The following is a 16,719-nucleotide window of genomic DNA, read 5'->3' as shown; positions in this document are numbered from 1 at the left end:
GACAAAAAATTTAGACAAAAAGTAAGCACGGCTTAACGACCACTTAACCCCACAAGCGCCCTTCACAAGCGTCCTTTCTTTGTCCATCACGTACTGTGGCTAACTGTGACTTACTGTTGCTAACTGACTTACTGTTGCTAACTGTGGTTAATCAATCACTCGGCGGTCAATTTTAGCAATCAACGCATTATCTTTGCCAGGGTATTCAAACTGTGCCAAAAAATAACGAATCGACTCAATCCGTGCGCGTCTTTTGTCATTAGAACGCACGACCGTCCACGGTGTTGCACGACGATCCGTATGGGTAAACATCGCTTGCTTGGCCTCTGTATAGGAATTCCATTTATCTAATGACTCCAAATCCATTGGGCTTAATTTCCATTTTTTCAGTGGATTTCGCATGCGGTCGTGAAAACGCCGCAGTTGCTCTAAGCGCGATACGGAAAACCAATACTTGATTAATTTAACCCCCGATTGTGTCAACATGTATTCGAATTCAGGGGCTTGTTGATAAAATTGCTGCAGCTCGGCTTGCGTACAAAACCCCATCACGCGTTCAACGCCTGCACGGTTATACCAAGAGCGGTCAAAGAAAATAATTTCACCTGCGCTAGGTAAATGATTGACATAACGCTGAAAATACCACTGTGTGCTTTCTTGCTCGTTGGGCTTAGCAAGGGCGACGACTCGCGCATGGCGTGGATTTAAATATTGGGTAAAACGTTTAATTGCGCCCCCTTTACCCGCCGCATCTCGCCCTTCGCACACGACCACAACACGCTGATTTGTCTGGACAATATGGCGCTGCAACTTGAGCAGCTCAATCTGTAATAGTAATAACGCATCTTCGTACGCTTTTTTAGGTAATCGCTTTTCGTACGGGTACTGCCCATTTTTATGGAGCATTGCCAGACTTTCACTCACACTGAGCAGCTCTTGGCTTTCTTGCTGTTCTAATTTTTGGGTATAGGCATTAAAAAGCGTTTCTAACTCGGTGTGGTTTTCGTGCATAATTGACCTCAATCACAATTCATTTTTTGGTGTAATTGATGCCATTATAGGGAATATTTAACAAATTTGCCACCCATTTACTGCCCACCAACTAACCGATCAAATACGTTTATCCATTCCGTTACTTATAAACTTATCTATGGGCTTATCTATGGGCTTATCTATGGACCTAGCTAATAAATCTAATAAATCGGCAACGCCCCATGGCGGATGACACGACGAAGCTCAAAACTCGAATGAACGGTATCGACCCCTTTGATACGATTCAGCCGTCCTAATAAAAACTCTTCATAGTGCTTCATATCTCGCACCACGACACGCAACAAATAGTCCTCAACGCGCCCCGTCACAACACTACAAGAAACCACTTCTGGGAAAGTTTTTACCGCCGCTTCAAAGACATCAAACTGCTCTGGCGTGTGTCGCTCCATGCTGATTGCAATATAGACGGTTAGGTCTAACCCCAATTTCTCAGGATTCAACACCGCGATAGTTGTTTCGATATAACCATTCGACGCTAGCAGCTTTAATCGTCTTGCGCACGGCGTAACCGACAAGCCCACCTGCTCAGCGAGTTCAATCGTATTGATTTTACCGTGAGTTTGCAAAATCCGTAGGATGGATTTATCAGTCTTATCTAGTGAATAGGTCATAGGTTTTAAAAAATTAAACAATTATTCTAATTAAATAAGATTTATTATAATAAAAAACTAATAAATTGACAAATAAGCTGTCACTTTAGTCATAAAACACAGCTAACCTAGATTATAATAGGCAGACTAATACACATTTAAGTATACATTTACTATACACATTAATTTAACGACGCAATAAACAATCCAAGAAACAACCCAATAAACGACTATGACTGATTATAATTTTCGCAAATATCCTGCATTTGACTTTGCACCACCTATGCAGTCGCGCCAGTGGCCCGATAACGCCATCCAAACCGCACCCACATGGTGTAGCGTTGACCTACGCGATGGCAATCAAGCCCTGATTGACCCCATGAATATCAATCAGAAACTCCGTTATTTTGATATTCTGGTTGATTGTGGTTTTAAGGAAATTGAAACGGGGTTTCCCTCCGCCTCACAAACCGAATTTGATTTTCATCGACAACTTATCGAAGAAAACCGTATTCCTGACGACGTTACCATCCAGGTACTGGTACAGGCGCGTGAGCATTTGATTGAAAAAACTTTTGAATCGCTTGTCGGGGTAAAACGTGCGATTGTGCATGTCTATAACTCAACTTCTCGCGTGCAACGCGAAAAAGTTTTTCAAAAATCCACAACAGAAATCCAAGATATCGCCGTTGCTGGCGCAACCCTAGTCCAACAATACGCCAAAAAATACCCCGATACAGAATGGATCTTCCAATATTCTCCAGAGAGTTTTTCACAGACCGAGACCGATTATGCTGTCAGCGTTTGCGAAGCCGTGTGCCGCGTCTGGCGCCCCGAGACAGGCCAAGCGGTCATTATCAATCTGCCCGCCACCGTAGAAGCGTCAACCCCGAATTTATTTGCCGATCAAGTCGAATATTTTTGCAATCAATTCCCGTCACGCGAATACGTCAGCGTCAGTTTACATACCCACAACGACAGAGGCTGTGCTGTCGCCGCAGCTGAATTAGGCCTGCTCGCTGGCGCTGACCGTATCGAAGGCACCTTATTTGGCAATGGCGAACGCACGGGCAATATGGATATTGTCACCATGGCAATGAACCTTTATAGCCAAGGCATTGACCCAACGCTGGATTTTTCAAATATGTCTGAAATTGTCCAGTCTGTCACCGCGTTTACTCATTTACCCGTGCATCCTCGCCACCCCTACGCGGGTGAGTTAGTTTTTACGGCATTTTCAGGCTCTCACCAAGATGCCATCAAAAAATGCCTAGACCAACGCCATGCTACCCATTCCGACAGCTGGGAAATCGCCTACCTGCCGATTGACCCTCGCGATATTGGGCGCAGCTATCAGGATGTCGTTCGCATTAACAGCCAATCTGGCAAGGGCGGCGTGGCTTATGTTTTGCAGCGCGACTACTGTATTGAATTACCCCGTTGGATGCAAATTGATTTCAGTCAAGCGGTACAAAAAATGTCCGAAGATTGCGCAAGCGAGCTCAGCAACACGCAAATCTGGGCGTTATTTGAACAAGCCTATATGCAACAAAACCAGCCTTATACCTTACATGATTTTAATATCAAACGGCAATCCGATCGCGGCGATGCTATCGAGGCAACGATTGACGTCAACGAAAAACGACACACCATCCACGGTGAAGGTAACGGCACATTGACGGCTTATGTGCGGGCGTTAGAGGCACTAACCGATAAAAACATTCGCATCCTAAATTACAGCGAACACGCACTCTCTGCAGGGACACGTGCAGAAGCCATCGCCTACGTTCAAGTCAATATTGACGGCAACGTTCACGCAGGTGCTGCCAAAAATCATGACACCGTTACCGCCATGCTACAAGCAACGACACAAGCCGTCAATGCGGCTATTAGGACTATTAGCTAGGCATTAGAACTATTAGCTAGGCACTAGAAAACGTTGCTTATACTCGACCGCTGAAAACCCAACCGCCACGACCCGATTACCTTGCGTAATAATGGGTCGTTTAAGCACTGTCGGGTTTGCTTGGATTAAGTCAATAATTGCCGCGTTATCGGCAACGTTATCAGCGGTATTATCGGCTGCATTATCGGCGGAATTATTCACCGCCTCTCCCTCAGCATGCAAGAGCGCCGCCGCCCAATCGGCTTTTATCGACCGATAGGTTGTCGAGCGCCGATTAATCAGTTGATCGGGAGCTTGTCGCAGCCAGTCAGCCAGTAAAGACGCTGGCAAAGCAGTCGATTTCAGATCAATAAAGGTAAAGGGGACTTGATGGCTATCAAAAAATGCGATGGCTTTTTTCACGCTATCGCAATTTTTAATGCCATAAAGCATCGTTTCTTCGTGACGCTGGTTACCCATTATCTCGTGCTACTGCCTATAAGCGGCAAATATAGACCAGCATGGGCAAACATGCGGTATCAATGCGCCAGATAAATACATTAGCAATTACGTTAGCCAATGCGTTAGTCGCGCAACAATTCGTTAATGCCCGTTTTGGAACGCGTTTTTTCGTCGACTTGCTTGATAATGACAGCGCAGTACAGGCTATGGCTGCCGTCTTTGGCAGGCAAACTGCCAGGCACAACCACCGAACCAGCAGGAACGCGTCCGTAGCTGACCTCGCCCGTTTGTCGGTTAAAAATTTTGGTGGACTGCCCGATATAAACACCCATCGAGATGACACTGCCTTTTTCAACAATAACGCCTTCAACAATCTCAGATCGTGCGCCGATAAAACAATGGTCTTCGATAATCGTCGGTGCAGCTTGTAGTGGCTCTAATACGCCACCAATGCCGACACCACCTGACAAATGCACGCCTTTGCCGATTTGCGCGCACGACCCCACTGTTGCCCAAGTATCGACCATAGTTCCCTCATCAATGTAAGCACCGATGTTGGTGTAACTTGGCATGAGGACGACATTTTTTGCGATATAGGTTCCCCGACGCGCATTGGCTGGTGGCACAACGCGCACACCAGCGGCCGCAAAGTCTGACTCGCGGTAGTGCGAATATTTACACGCCACTTTATCATAATAATTGGTGTAGCCATCTGTAATCAAACGATTGTCTTGCAATCGAAAGGATAACAAAACCGCTTTTTTAAGCCACTCATTAACCTGCCAGCCTGATTCAGCTGGTGATGCGGCTGGTGATGCGACACGGACCTGCCCTGACTCCAATAATTCAATGACTTCATTGACCGCCTCAACCACAGCCGTATCGTTTGCGCTGATGGTTTCACGCTGCTCAAATGCATCATTGATTGTCGTTTCTAAATTCTTTAAATTGTCTAATTGCAACATGGTATCAATCCACCGATTTTTCTTATTAACGTTAAACTTAATTGCCTGTATTAATTACCTGTATCGACATATCCTCAGCGATCGCCTAGGTAATTTCTTAAGTAACCGCTTAGGCAAGCGCTTAGGCAATCTTTAGGTAATCCTCTAGGCAATTTACCCCACCCAAGCGCTGTTGTCAAAAAGTTGTTCGCAAAAACTGTTCGCAAAAAACAAAAATCAAAAAATCTTATCGTTTATGGTAAAATGCGGCTCACATTAGCCTGTGTATTGGTTTTGCTATTAGTTTCGCTATTAGTTTTTTGTTAGTTTCGATGCATGGGTCGTTGGTTGGCTTAGTGTCACACGTTGGCGGCATTGCCGTCGTCACGTCAACTAAGCGCAATTCATAAACAACCTACCTTTGGATAAAACGGCTATACCTAGCCTTATGAGCTTATGAGCAAACATTATTTTGGTACTGATGGCATTCGTGGAAAAGTGGGAGACAGCCTAATTACGCCTGAATTCGCCCTCAAACTCGGTTACGCGGCGGGATGCGTCTTTCAATCTCACTGGAACAAATCAACCAAACCCAAAGTGCTCATAGGAAAAGACACGCGAATTTCTGGCTACCTGATTGAATCCGCCCTAGAGTCTGGCTTTGCAGCAGCTGGTGTCGATGTGGCGCTACTCGGCCCTATTCCAACACCCGCTATTGCTTACTTAACGCGAACTTTTCATGCTTGCGCGGGTGTGGTGGTCAGTGCCTCGCACAACCCTTATTACGATAATGGCATTAAGTTTTTCTCAGAACATGGACGTAAATTAGACGATGACTTAGAAGCCCAAATCGAATTACAACTCGAAAAACCAATCGTCGTTGTTGATTCAGCCGCCATAGGCAAAGCCAAGCGAGTCGAAGACGCCAAAGGCCGTTATATTGAATTTTGCAAATCCACACTATCGTCTCGACTTGATTTATCTCACTTAACGATTGTGCTGGATTGCGCTAATGGCGCAACTTATCAGGTCGCACCCAGTGTATTTCGTGAATTAGGCGCACAGGTTATCCCTTTGTCTGTCGACCCCAATGGGCTTAATATTAATGAAAACTGCGGCTCGACATCACCCAATCAGTTATCGGCACACGTTCGCCAACATCAAGCAAATGTAGGCATTGCTTTTGATGGGGATGGCGATCGCGTGATTATGGTCGATGGCCAAGGCAACCTCCTTGACGGTGATGCGATTTTATACCTTATCGCCGTGGGGCGGCAATACCAACAACAACCCATTGAAGGGGTGGTGGGTACGGTTATGACCAATATCGGCACCGAAAATGCCATCAAAGCACTTGGCATTGCCTTTGCCCGAGCCAATGTCGGTGACCGTCATGTGATGGAAACCTTGGTCGCAAACGGCTGGCAACTGGGCGGCGAATCATCAGGACATATCATCTGTCTCGACAAACTCACCACAGGCGATGGGATTATTGCGGCACTACAGGTTCTTGAGACCTTGCTCATCACAGGAAAAACGATAAATCAACTGCTCGCAAATTATCAGCTCTACCCACTTAAACTCGAAAATATCGCCGTCAAAGACAAGCACCGTATTATGTCAGACAAAACACTACAACAAACCATTACCGATACCAACCAACAGCTTGGCAACGAAGGCCGCGTACTCATTCGTGCATCAGGCACCGAAGAAAAAATTCGCGTCATGGTCGAGGCTACCCAAGAAAAAACCGTCACTGAGACCCTTGCCGTCTTAGTCAATCAGATCAAACGAATGGAGAACCCATGATGCGCAAAGGTATCATCGCAGCCAACTGGAAAATGAACGGCACCCACACAGAAGTCACCCAATTTGTTAATGCACTCGCCACTTTCGCGGCAGAAACACCTGGCACCAAACCAGTAGAAGTCGTTTTTGCACCACCTGCTATCTATTTAGATTTAGCACAAGCCAACTTGGCACAGCAGTCCAGCAATTTAGCCACCCCATTTTCACTGGCAGCTCAAGACGCCAGTCAACATGACAATGGCGCTTACACAGGCGAGATTTCGATGGCAATGCTACGCGACATGAACTGTCAACATGTCATCTTGGGACATTCTGAACGCAGACAATATTTCGCTGAAACCAACGCCGTGATTTATGAAAAAATCACCGCTGCATTCAATCACGGCATCACCCCTATTCTTTGCATTGGCGAACAAGACCAAGACAACCAACAAGGAAAAACCACCGACGTATTGACCGAGCAATTGGCTTTAGCCATCGAAAAACTCAGCGAAAATCAAAAACAGCAAATAATTATCGCTTATGAACCTGTGTGGGCGATTGGAACAGGACGAACCCCGTCAATCGACGACATCGAGAAAATCCATCAAAAGATTCGTAGCATTTTCACCCAAAATAATGATACAATTGCCCGCGATTTAAGAATACTATATGGTGGAAGCGTCAACCCTGATAATGCGTCAGCAATATTTAAATGCCCTAATGTTGATGGGGCACTAGTCGGCGGGGCTTCTTTAAAAATCGATTCATTTAAGCAAATTATTAAGGCATATTAACCATGGATGCAAACATTTTACGAATTCTAGTGGTGCTACTTGGCATTGCATTGGTTTCAATTATTTTGATACAACAACCCAAAGAAGGTGGCTTAGGCGCATTTAGCGGTGGCGGCGGCGGTGCGGGCGCATCAAGTACCGTCTTTGGTGCCAAAGGGGGCAATACCTTCTTTTTCAAAACAACCGCGATTATTGCCATCCTGTTCGCCTTGACCATTGCCGTTTTGGTCGCACGAAGCAATAATGCCATCACGGGTAGCATACTCACCACACAACCAGCAGCAAGTGAAGTACCGCAACTCGGTGATATCGATGGCGAAGCTGGCGATGCTCAGGAAACCGTACCAGCTGTGCCTACCCCAGAGGTTGAGCCAGGGATTGACCCAGAGGCTGAATCAGAGATTGAGTCAGCAGTAGATGCATCAGAAAATGCACCAGTGGATACAGCCACCGACACATTAGCGCCAGAATCACAAGAGACAAAAGCCAATACGGCAGATGACAGCTCAGCCGAAGACAGCACGACTGAAGAAAGTACCACTGAAGACAGCGCCTCAGACACAACCAGTACCAGTGGTTCATAACTGTCAATTGACACTTTAGATTTAGATAAACCATTTAAATAAACAGTTTAGACAAACACGTTAGACAAAAACGTTAGACAAACATGCCGTCGTGGTGGAATTGGTAGACACGCTATCTTGAGGGGGTAGTAGCGAAAGCTGTGAGGGTTCGAGTCCCTCCGACGGCACCACTTACTGAATAATGTAACTTAAAAACAGCTGGTTAAATGGATTTTTTTTAAGTCTACGGCAATTTTAGGCCAATACCGTTAAAAAATTACGACAAAATCCTCGACACTGACCTTGAAATCATTCAATATCATCATGGCATCCAGCTTTCCTCAACCCATCTTTTTTAATAGGATTAACGCCATCCTTTGATGGTAAGTCCGTTTAATTTTTGGTATGATGCTGTTGGATTTAACCCACATATACAGACCACAACGGAGGTACGATGAAATTATTAAAGACCTGCATTGCATTCCTTTCCCTAACACTAAGTGCAAATGCTTTAGCTAATGAGCCAAACCCACTTTGGCAGCAGATGAATTTACTCCAATTAAAGATGATGCAAGACGAAGGCATCGGCTTTGATTACGACGATTATTACGTCAATTATACCCGCTATTTTGACTTTGCCGATGACGTCAGCTTTAAAGACGTTTTAGGGTCAGATAATGAGCTTAAAATTCTAAAGCATAAAGATGACATTATTGCACACCTAAAACAGCGCGTTGATGCAATCAACCCTAAAACCACGGTGATGCGATTTTATAAACCACGAGTCTTCTTTGAAGAATTTGACACCGATCTTAATGCCTTTGTTGATTTCAAGCCTTTCAATAGTCGCACTGGTGTTGGCAGCAGCCAAAAAGGCCTAACCACTTACTCATCCGACCCTGGTTTCCAAGATGATGTACTCGGAATGTTTGTTAACAATGATTTCATTAAAGACATTCCTATGGATATCGATCTAGCAACTGAATTTCTTGATACCCTAGAAAAAGACTTCAGAGGTGAGCTCGAACGTGTCGCTGACGTGGAAGTTTTTGCAGTTCCTTCTCACTTAGCGCACAAAAAATATAACGTCCACGACAATGTCGTCATGTATGAAATTGTCGCCTGCCGAGCCTTTGGCAGAAGAGGCAATTTCCGTGGCAAAGAGCTGGGACGCAAGATTAATCACGAGAAACTCGCTGAAATACTCGGCAACGACAACAAAATATTCAAAGAAGAAACACCTGCTGAGCTAAACCTTTAACTATCACCTATTGGTTAAAATCAATATCCCTCACTAGAAAATTAAATCATCTGAAAATCAAATCCTCTGGTGAGGGCATATCAACGACAAAAAACAAGCATCTCCTGTGTTTTTTAAACCTTCACAACAGGATGGCTAGCGAAAAAATGACTGATTTTATAGCCGCTTTGCTCGCTCTGAGCTCTCAGTTTTTAGACTATAAAACTCAAACCGCATAGCCAACACTGCCTAAGCAGTAACACCGTAAAACCTCTACGCCTAACCGAGCGCGCAACCCTAGCAAATTAGCGAACTTTCTGTACGCGATGCTTAGCGCGGCTAGCCTTTGCTGACGGTGTTTTGTTTGTAGCTGGTGGTTTAGATGACGCTTTGGACGACGCTTTGGATGATGTTTTGGGCGACGCGCCCGATTTAATTGTTCTGGATTTAACCGTGTCAGTTGCTACAGATTCGCCAAAGACATTTTTAGTCGTGAATTTTTTTACTGCTCGATGTTTCTGGCCTTTGGGATTTTTTGCGCCGTTGCGGTTTTTTGTGCCGTTGGCATCAGTCGAATTCATCGCAGATGGTTTATCGATATTTTTAGGCTGATGGGTTGGCACTAGGTGTTTTTTGCCGTTGCCAATCAAATCTTCGCGCCCCATGGCCTTGAGCGCGTCGCGCAGCAATGGCCAATTGTCGGGGTCATGGTAGCGCAAAAAGGCCTTGTGTAGCTTTCGCGTATGGGCATCTTTGGCGCTAACCACTTCGTCTTTGTGACGTAGGCCTTTGAGCGGATTGAACCCCGTGTGCCACATGGCGGTCGCAATCGACATGGGGCTAGGTAAAAAGGCCTGCACTTGGTCGGCACGAAAGCCATTGCTTTTCAACCAAACCGCCAGATTAAGCATATCTTCATCGCGAGTACCTGGGTGCGCGGCAATAAAATACGGAATTAAATATTGCTCTTTACCAACGGATTTTGATGTTTCTTCGAATAATTTTTTAAATCGGTCGTACGTCCCCATACCAGGCTTCATCATTTTATCTAGCGGACCGCGCTCGGTGTGTTCTGGCGCGATTTTTAGATAGCCACCGACATGGTGCTCGACCAATTCACGCACATATTCGGGGGACTCCACCGCCAAGTCATAGCGCAACCCAGAAGCAACAAACACGCGCTTTACCCCTTTGATTTGGCGTGCTTTGCGGTATAGTGCAATCAACGGCTGGTGGTTAGTATCCAAATTAGAACAAATGCCTGGGTAAACACACGACAATTTGCGACAGTTTTTTTCAATCTCACGAGATTTACACCCTAATCGGTACATATTGGCAGTTGGTCCACCCAAATCAGAAATAATACCCGCAAAACCTGGGGTCTTATCGCGAATATTTTCAATTTCCTCGAGGATTGATTCTTCAGAACGGCTTTGAATAATGCGTCCTTCATGCTCCGTAATCGAGCAAAAAGTACACCCACCAAAACAGCCACGCATAATCATCACCGAATTTTTAATCATTTCGTAGGCGCTGATTTTAGCATCGCCATAGGTCGGGTGTGGCCGACGAGAATACGGCAAACCAAACACGGCATCCATTTCAGGCGTTGACAACGGGATGGGCGGCGGCGTCACCCACAACCGCCGGCCGTCATGCTGTTGCATTAGATGCCGCGCGTTGCCTGGATTGGTTTCTAAATGAAATACGCGATTGGTGTGGGCATACAAAATCGGATTATTGACAACCGCGGTGTAACTGGGCAAGTTAATCACAGTTTTGTGTCGATTTAACTGATTAGGTTTTATTTTTTTTGAGAACAACACTGGAATTTCTGTGCTTGCCGCATCCGACAAACTGGCGTCTTGCTCACCCATTTTCACTTCACAATCAGCTGCTTCTGGCGTATCGTAAGGATTGGGTAACTTTGAAATAGTGCCCGGCTTATCGACATCGCTTGAGTCGATAATGGCAAAATCATCTGGAATTTTGGTTGGGACAAATGCCACACCCCGAACATCAAACAAGTCTTTAATCGATTGACCATTGGCAATACGGTGAGAAATCTCAACAATTGCGCGTTCAGCACTGCCATAGACCAGCAAGTCTGCCTTTGCATCGAGCAATACCGAGCGCCGAATTTTGTCACTCCAGTAATCATAATGTGCCAGTCGTCTCAGGCTTGCCTCGATGCCACCAATAATAACGGGGACATCTTTGTAGCATTTTTTAACCACATTGGTGTACTTAATGACCGCACGATCTGGGCGTTTGTCATACGCATCGTTGGGGGTGTAGGCATCGTTGTGACGTTTTTTCTTATCACTGGTGTAGTGATTAATCATCGAATCCATATTGCCTGCAGAAATGGCAAAATACAAATTGGGCTTACCTAACGCTTGGAAATCAGCGTCGTTGTTAATGTCTGGCTGCGCAATGACACCGACACGAAACCCTTGTGCTTCTAGAACCCGACCAATCAACCCAACGCCAAAGCTGGGGTGATCAATATAAGCATCACCATTAATTAGAATAATATCGCAACTATCCCACCCTAGCGCATCCATTTCCTCGCGTGACATTGGCAAGGTTGGCGCAATCCCGAATCGGTGCGCCCAATATTTTTTGTGTGAAAAAAGTGGATTAATCATAATAACATCAATAACGGCAAACACTTATTATACCTTAATTTGTCGTATTTTGCCGCCCTATTTTTTGCCCTATTTTCCCTTTTGCTGTGTTACTGGATTTTGCGTTACTGGGCTTTATCCTATTTGGCTTGGTAGCTTAACTGATTTAGCCGCCAATCATCACCGTCGGGCGAAAAGAGCAAAACAAATTGATAGGTATTGCCCGCCAGCCCCAACTCGGCAAATGCCGTAGATTGCGAAAACTGTGTATCAACGACAAGCCGAGCAAAGCCTTCCTTAACATCAATTTCTGTCACGCTAGGGCTGATGGCAATGTTTTCGTAGTGCTTAAATAGCGCCATGAGCTTGAGCATCGCTTGCTGTTTGGTATTACCCGCATCGTCTTGGTAGTCATCACTGACTAGCTGGCGAATGGTAGACAGGTCTTTTTCCTCGATGGCACGCTCCATTTGCAATAACCAAGCACGCAATTGTGATTCTGGCGAAACGGGTTCGTCAGAACAAGCGGCAAGCAACAAACTGGTCAGTAACAGCCAACCACTCAAAAAAACAAGGGCAAATTTATTCATCGCACTAATTCATCTCACTAATTCATTTCACTAACAATACAAATTTAACTGTCGATGACGATACCACGCAATCCCAGCCAAAACGAGAAACCCCTTTGCTACAATGCTTGCAAATCGCTATGGCTGAATTATCGTGATGTGTATAACATTGCATACTTTTCTCCTACGAAGACAGGCTACCTTCGACACGAATCGCCGATTGTATGTTTTTTATTTGTTTTATTTTTTCAAGCGCTCGGTGCAAATGATCGGTGTCATGCACGGTAATTTGCATTTGCAAGTTAATATTTAAATCCTCATCGCGTCCGAAGTTTGCTTTTTGAATGGTGACTCCTTCATTGACCAAGGCCTGTGAAATATCACGCAACAAGCCAATGCGGTCTTGTCCTTGGATATGCAACAATGTTGAAAACCCATACAACCCTGGCACCCACTCCACGGTAATAGTATTGTCGGGATGCGTTATCGCCATTGCTTGTAGATTTTTGCAATCATGGCGATGGATGCGAATACCTTTGGTTTTTGTAATATAACCGGTGATTGGTTCAGGTGGTACAGGGTTGCAACACGTCGCCATCGAAATCAACAAATCATCAATCCCTGCAATCGTCACACTACCTGATTTTTTTTTGTGGTGACGGATTGGAATGCGCGACAACCGCGTTTCGATATCATCAAAATCTATTTTATTATTTGTGTGTTGCTGCTCAATATAATTGACCACAGCAACCAACCCTAAATCTCCGAATCCTAGCGCAGCATGTAAATCTTCTAGGGTTTTGTAATTAAATCGTTTTGCCGCATCTAATAACACGCTGGCTTTGGGTGAAAAATGCAATCGGCTTAATTGTCCTTCGAGCAAATCTCGCCCTTCTTCTATGGCCCTATCACGCTCTAATTGTTTAAAAAAATAACGGACTTTTGCGCGAGCACGGGGTGATTTTAAATACTGTGAATTCAGCCAATCTCGGCTAGGTTGGTTTTTGGGGCCTGTCAAAATTTCAACGGTATCACCCGTTTGCAAAGCCTGTGAAATCGGCACAATATGACCATTGACACGCGCGCCTTTGGTTCGGTGCCCGATATCCGTATGCACGTGGTAGGCAAAGTCCAGTGCCGTGGCACCATTCGGCAAATCCATGACTTTACCCTGAGGCGTAATCACATAAATGCGGTCTTCGGCGATTTCTGCCGTAAATTCTTCGACCAGGTCTTCATCGGGCTCGGCAATCAATGAGCGTAACCAGTTGATTTGTTGCTCTGATACCGTCGATTTTGCGTTATTTTCTTTGTAGCGCCAGTGCGCGGCAACCCCATGTTCTGCAAATTCGTGCATTTGATGGGTCCTGATTTGTATTTCGATGGTTTTGCCTTCAGGGCCAACGACCGCCGTGTGCAATGACTGATAGCCATTGGGTTTTGGGTTGGCAATATAGTCATCAAATTCTGATGGAATATGCTGCCATAGACTATGCACGATACCCAAAACCGTATAACAATCACGCAAGTTATCGACTTGAACACGCAGTGCTAATAGGTCATAAATTTCCTCAAGCCGTTTATGCTTTTTTTTCATTTTAGAAAAAATGCTATTGATATGCTTGGCGCGCCCGTAAATTTTTGCCTGTGTGATTCCTTCGCCTGCTAATTCGGTCTGTAGTTGTTGGATGACAGACTCCACATACGCTTCGCGCTCACGGCGTTGCTCGGATAATGAGCTAGAAATCAATCGATACGTTGTCGGCTCTAGTGCTTTTAGCGCGAGATCTTCTAATTCCCACTTGATTTTTGCGATACCCAACCGATTGGCCAAGGGGGCTTGAATGTCACGGGTTTGTAGCGCAAGCTGTAGACGCTTGGCCTCTGGGTATTCCGATAAATGTCGCATCGCGACAAGCTGCAGCGCCAGTTTAATCACCACCACGCGAATATCGTTTGCCATGGCAATCAGCATTTGACGCAACTTCTCAATATCTTGGTTTTTATTTTCGTGAAGAATATCAATTAAATTAAGCTTTTCTAGCTCTGTAACCAGCGACTGCTCAACGGCATTTAACGCCGTCCACGCAGCGGCTGGTAACCCCTCAGGTTGCAGCCTTAATCGACCGACATACCCCACCCGAATAACTTCGACCGCCATTCCCAAATTAGCAAGCAGCTGCGCGGTTTCTTCCGCACAGAGCCGCGAGGCTTCATCTGGATAAAACACCGCCAAATCCCGACACAGTGCATCTGGTGATGGCTGGAGTAATGCGTTATCGAACAATTGCTTCATTTAAAATGCTTCATTTAAAAATCACACCCTTTGTTTTCCTGCACTAGCCCTTCATTCATAAAGGAATACGCTACGCTTCCTTAAGTGTAGCGTGGTAAATCAAATAGTAAATAAAAATCTGCTTTATTGGCACTTTTATTAGCACTTTATTGGCAGACGATATTCACCAAATAACAGTACCCGTTGTCGTCAGTACACCGACTAAAATCGTGTTTTACCCATTTGATTCGGGATACTGGCCAACAAGGTTTTCGTATAGTCATGTTCTGGTGCAGCAAACAATTCGGCAGTATCGCGCAATTCAGCGATTTCTCCGTAATGCAACACCAAAGTACGGGTCGAAAAATGCTCAACCAACCCTAAATCATGCGAAATAATCACCAAGGTTAGCTCCATGGTTTGCTGCAACTTTTTAAAAAGCGCTAACATTTGACCTTGCAAAGACACATCCAGTGCCGACAGAGGCTCGTCTAAAAACAACAACGACGGTTGTAAAATAATCGAACGGGCTATCGCCACCCGCTGGCGTTGCCCGCCTGAGAGCTCATGTGGGTAGCGCTCGCTAAAATCTGGCGGCAATTCAACCTGTGTTAGTGCGTGATGAACGGCAGCCATGCGTTCGTCTTTCGTGCCAATTCGATGAATATCTAGCGGTTCTTGTAGTAGTTTCCCGACTGAAAATCGTTCGTTCAATGCCGCACTAGGGTCTTGAAAAACTAACTGAATAGCACGCCTAATCGGCATTTGTCGGCGATACGATAAATTGTCAATCCGTTTTCCCTCATAAAACACTTGCCCGCCCGAAGGCGCTTCAAGCCCCATCATTAGCCGTGCTAGCGTTGATTTACCACACCCCGATTCACCCACAATGGCAAGAATTTCACCTGCGTTTACCGTAAAACTCACATCACGAAGTATCGACGCATACCCCACCGTCCGTTTAAAGATGCCGCGCTGAATGGGGTATTTTTTACTGATGTTTTGTAAACTTAAAATCGACATCGATTACGCCTCACGAATTAAACGGCTAGCGGCCAGTAATTTTTGGGTATAAGGATGTTGCGGCTGATTAATCAGCCTTTCCGTCTCATTGACTTCGACAATCTGACCTTGGTACATCACGGCAACACGATGCGATATGGCACGAACGACCGCCAAATCATGCGAAATAAACAACAAACTCATTCCATACTCTGCTTGTAAATCTTGTAGTAATGCTAAAATTTTGGCCTGAATCGTCACATCCAACGACGTGGTTGGCTCGTCTGCAATTAATAGTTTCGGTCTTGCCGCCAAGGCAATGGCAATCATCACCCGCTGGCGCATACCGCCTGACAATTGATGGGGATAAGCTTTGATTTTTTCAGCGGCATCTTTAATACCTACTTTTTCAAACAGCTCAATGACGCAACGTTCGTAATCTTTGGGCGCAATATCGTGGCGATGTAAGGCAAAAACTTCGGTGACTTGATGCCCAACGCGTTGAACGGGGTTTAACGCCGACAAGGGGTCTTGGAAAATGACGCCAATTTCACGCCCACGAATGGCACGGAGTGCATCAGGTGTTAACGTATTTAGCGCAATCCCTGCCTTACTGTCCGCGTTAGCTACATCGTGCGCGTCGAAGTCGTTATTATCGTTGAAATCGTTGTTATCGTTATGATCACCGCTATCATAGTGCATTTCATCGGCCTGAATGCGTACCTTATTTGCAGGTAGCAATTGAATCAGTGACATCGCTGTGACTGATTTACCCGAACCCGATTCACCGACTAGCGCCAGCACTTCACCACGACCAATCGCAAAATCAATCCCGTGCACAACTGGCTGATACTGCCCTGTGTCTTCGGCTAAAAAGCTAACGCTTAATCCTTTTACGCTCAATATATTCATTCGATTAAA

At 45.4% G+C, this 16,719-nt stretch carries 14 protein-coding genes and 1 tRNA gene; 6 read left to right on the top strand and 9 right to left on the bottom strand.

The window, feature by feature from the left end; translation table 11 throughout:
* Positions 1-147: 147 nt before the first annotated feature.
* Positions 148-1,011, bottom strand: coding sequence for a polyphosphate kinase 2 (gene ppk2 / locus GCU85_RS00180; RefSeq protein ID WP_152808128.1), 864 nt, complete (start codon positions 1,009-1,011; stop codon positions 148-150).
* A gap of 182 nt (positions 1,012-1,193) precedes the next feature.
* The gene (locus GCU85_RS00175) at positions 1,194-1,664 is read right to left on the bottom strand and encodes an Lrp/AsnC family transcriptional regulator (RefSeq protein WP_152808125.1); all 471 of its coding nucleotides are present in this window, start codon (positions 1,662-1,664) and stop codon (positions 1,194-1,196) included.
* A gap of 211 nt (positions 1,665-1,875) precedes the next feature.
* Between GCU85_RS00175 and leuA the strand changes: the two genes are divergently transcribed.
* A complete protein-coding gene (leuA, locus tag GCU85_RS00170; RefSeq protein WP_152808123.1) occupies positions 1,876-3,549 on the top strand; it encodes a 2-isopropylmalate synthase in 1,674 nt (557 codons plus the stop codon).
* A gap of 12 nt (positions 3,550-3,561) precedes the next feature.
* Here the strand turns inward: leuA and GCU85_RS00165 are convergent, their stop codons facing one another.
* Complete coding sequence (locus tag GCU85_RS00165) at positions 3,562-4,008, bottom strand: arsenate reductase family protein (RefSeq protein ID WP_152808121.1); 447 nt, start codon at positions 4,006-4,008, stop codon at positions 3,562-3,564.
* A 104-nt stretch (positions 4,009-4,112) separates the two neighbouring features.
* Positions 4,113-4,955, bottom strand: coding sequence for a 2,3,4,5-tetrahydropyridine-2,6-dicarboxylate N-succinyltransferase (gene dapD / locus GCU85_RS00160; RefSeq protein ID WP_152808119.1), 843 nt, complete (start codon positions 4,953-4,955; stop codon positions 4,113-4,115).
* Positions 4,956-5,390: 435 nt separating this feature from the next.
* On the opposite strand from dapD, the gene glmM reads away from it, so the two are divergent.
* From glmM to GCU85_RS00135, 5 genes are all read left to right on the top strand, one after another.
* A complete protein-coding gene (gene glmM / locus GCU85_RS00155; protein ID WP_152808117.1) occupies positions 5,391-6,743 on the top strand; it encodes a phosphoglucosamine mutase in 1,353 nt (450 codons plus the stop codon).
* Positions 6,740-7,519, top strand: coding sequence for a triose-phosphate isomerase (gene tpiA, locus GCU85_RS00150; RefSeq protein WP_152808115.1), 780 nt, complete (start codon positions 6,740-6,742; stop codon positions 7,517-7,519). Before glmM ends, tpiA begins: the two co-directional genes overlap by 4 nt.
* A gap of 2 nt (positions 7,520-7,521) precedes the next feature.
* Positions 7,522-8,103: a preprotein translocase subunit SecG gene (gene secG, locus GCU85_RS00145; RefSeq protein ID WP_152808113.1), complete on the top strand. Its 582-nt coding sequence runs from the start codon at positions 7,522-7,524 to the stop codon at positions 8,101-8,103.
* Positions 8,104-8,188: 85 nt separating this feature from the next.
* Positions 8,189-8,273: transfer RNA gene (locus GCU85_RS00140), tRNA-Leu, on the top strand.
* Positions 8,274-8,536: 263 nt separating this feature from the next.
* Positions 8,537-9,343 carry a DUF4852 domain-containing protein gene (locus GCU85_RS00135; RefSeq protein WP_152808111.1) on the top strand — a complete coding sequence of 269 codons (807 nt, stop codon included), beginning with the start codon at positions 8,537-8,539 and terminating at the stop codon, positions 9,341-9,343.
* A gap of 284 nt (positions 9,344-9,627) precedes the next feature.
* Here GCU85_RS00135 and GCU85_RS00130 read toward each other — a convergent pair whose 3' ends face one another.
* The 5 genes from GCU85_RS00130 to GCU85_RS00110 form a co-directional block, all read right to left on the bottom strand.
* Complete coding sequence (locus GCU85_RS00130) at positions 9,628-11,973, bottom strand: YgiQ family radical SAM protein (RefSeq protein WP_152808652.1); 2,346 nt, start codon at positions 11,971-11,973, stop codon at positions 9,628-9,630.
* Positions 11,974-12,092: 119 nt separating this feature from the next.
* Entirely contained in the window at positions 12,093-12,542 is a 450-nt protein-coding gene (locus GCU85_RS00125) for a hypothetical protein (RefSeq protein WP_152808109.1), read from the bottom strand.
* Positions 12,543-12,705: 163 nt separating this feature from the next.
* A complete protein-coding gene (locus tag GCU85_RS00120) occupies positions 12,706-14,817 on the bottom strand; it encodes a RelA/SpoT family protein (protein ID WP_152808107.1) in 2,112 nt (703 codons plus the stop codon).
* Positions 14,818-15,018: 201 nt separating this feature from the next.
* A complete protein-coding gene (locus GCU85_RS00115; protein ID WP_152808105.1) occupies positions 15,019-15,819 on the bottom strand; it encodes an ATP-binding cassette domain-containing protein in 801 nt (266 codons plus the stop codon).
* Positions 15,820-15,822: 3 nt separating this feature from the next.
* On the bottom strand, positions 15,823-16,710 hold the full coding sequence (locus tag GCU85_RS00110; RefSeq protein WP_218110434.1) for an ATP-binding cassette domain-containing protein: 888 nt from the start codon (positions 16,708-16,710) through the stop codon (positions 15,823-15,825).
* Positions 16,711-16,719 lie beyond the last annotated feature (9 nt).

Source organism: Ostreibacterium oceani (assembly GCF_009362845.1).
GTDB lineage: Bacteria > Pseudomonadota > Gammaproteobacteria > Cardiobacteriales > Ostreibacteriaceae > Ostreibacterium > Ostreibacterium oceani.
The sequence above is the reverse complement of the archived record's forward strand: the minus strand, read 5'-3'. Positions and strand labels throughout refer to the sequence as shown.

What these genes read in the sequence shown, in the direction of transcription:
- secG (WP_152808113.1), top strand. Translation starts at nt 7,522, where the DNA reads ATGGATGCAAACATTTTACGAATTCTAGTGGTGCTACTTGGCATTGCA.
- dapD (WP_152808119.1), bottom strand. Translation starts at nt 4,955, where the DNA reads ATGTTGCAATTAGACAATTTAAAGAATTTAGAAACGACAATCAATGAT.
- GCU85_RS00165 (WP_152808121.1), bottom strand. Translation starts at nt 4,008, where the DNA reads ATGGGTAACCAGCGTCACGAAGAAACGATGCTTTATGGCATTAAAAAT.
- ppk2 (WP_152808128.1), bottom strand. Translation starts at nt 1,011, where the DNA reads ATGCACGAAAACCACACCGAGTTAGAAACGCTTTTTAATGCCTATACC.
- GCU85_RS00115 (WP_152808105.1), bottom strand. Translation starts at nt 15,819, where the DNA reads ATGTCGATTTTAAGTTTACAAAACATCAGTAAAAAATACCCCATTCAG.
- GCU85_RS00175 (WP_152808125.1), bottom strand. Translation starts at nt 1,664, where the DNA reads ATGACCTATTCACTAGATAAGACTGATAAATCCATCCTACGGATTTTG.
- GCU85_RS00120 (WP_152808107.1), bottom strand. Translation starts at nt 14,817, where the DNA reads ATGAAGCAATTGTTCGATAACGCATTACTCCAGCCATCACCAGATGCA.
- glmM (WP_152808117.1), top strand. Translation starts at nt 5,391, where the DNA reads ATGAGCAAACATTATTTTGGTACTGATGGCATTCGTGGAAAAGTGGGA.
- GCU85_RS00125 (WP_152808109.1), bottom strand. Translation starts at nt 12,542, where the DNA reads ATGAATAAATTTGCCCTTGTTTTTTTGAGTGGTTGGCTGTTACTGACC.
- tpiA (WP_152808115.1), top strand. Translation starts at nt 6,740, where the DNA reads ATGATGCGCAAAGGTATCATCGCAGCCAACTGGAAAATGAACGGCACC.
- GCU85_RS00110 (WP_218110434.1), bottom strand. Translation starts at nt 16,710, where the DNA reads ATGAATATATTGAGCGTAAAAGGATTAAGCGTTAGCTTTTTAGCCGAA.
- leuA (WP_152808123.1), top strand. Translation starts at nt 1,876, where the DNA reads ATGACTGATTATAATTTTCGCAAATATCCTGCATTTGACTTTGCACCA.
- GCU85_RS00130 (WP_152808652.1), bottom strand. Translation starts at nt 11,973, where the DNA reads ATGATTAATCCACTTTTTTCACACAAAAAATATTGGGCGCACCGATTC.
- GCU85_RS00135 (WP_152808111.1), top strand. Translation starts at nt 8,537, where the DNA reads ATGAAATTATTAAAGACCTGCATTGCATTCCTTTCCCTAACACTAAGT.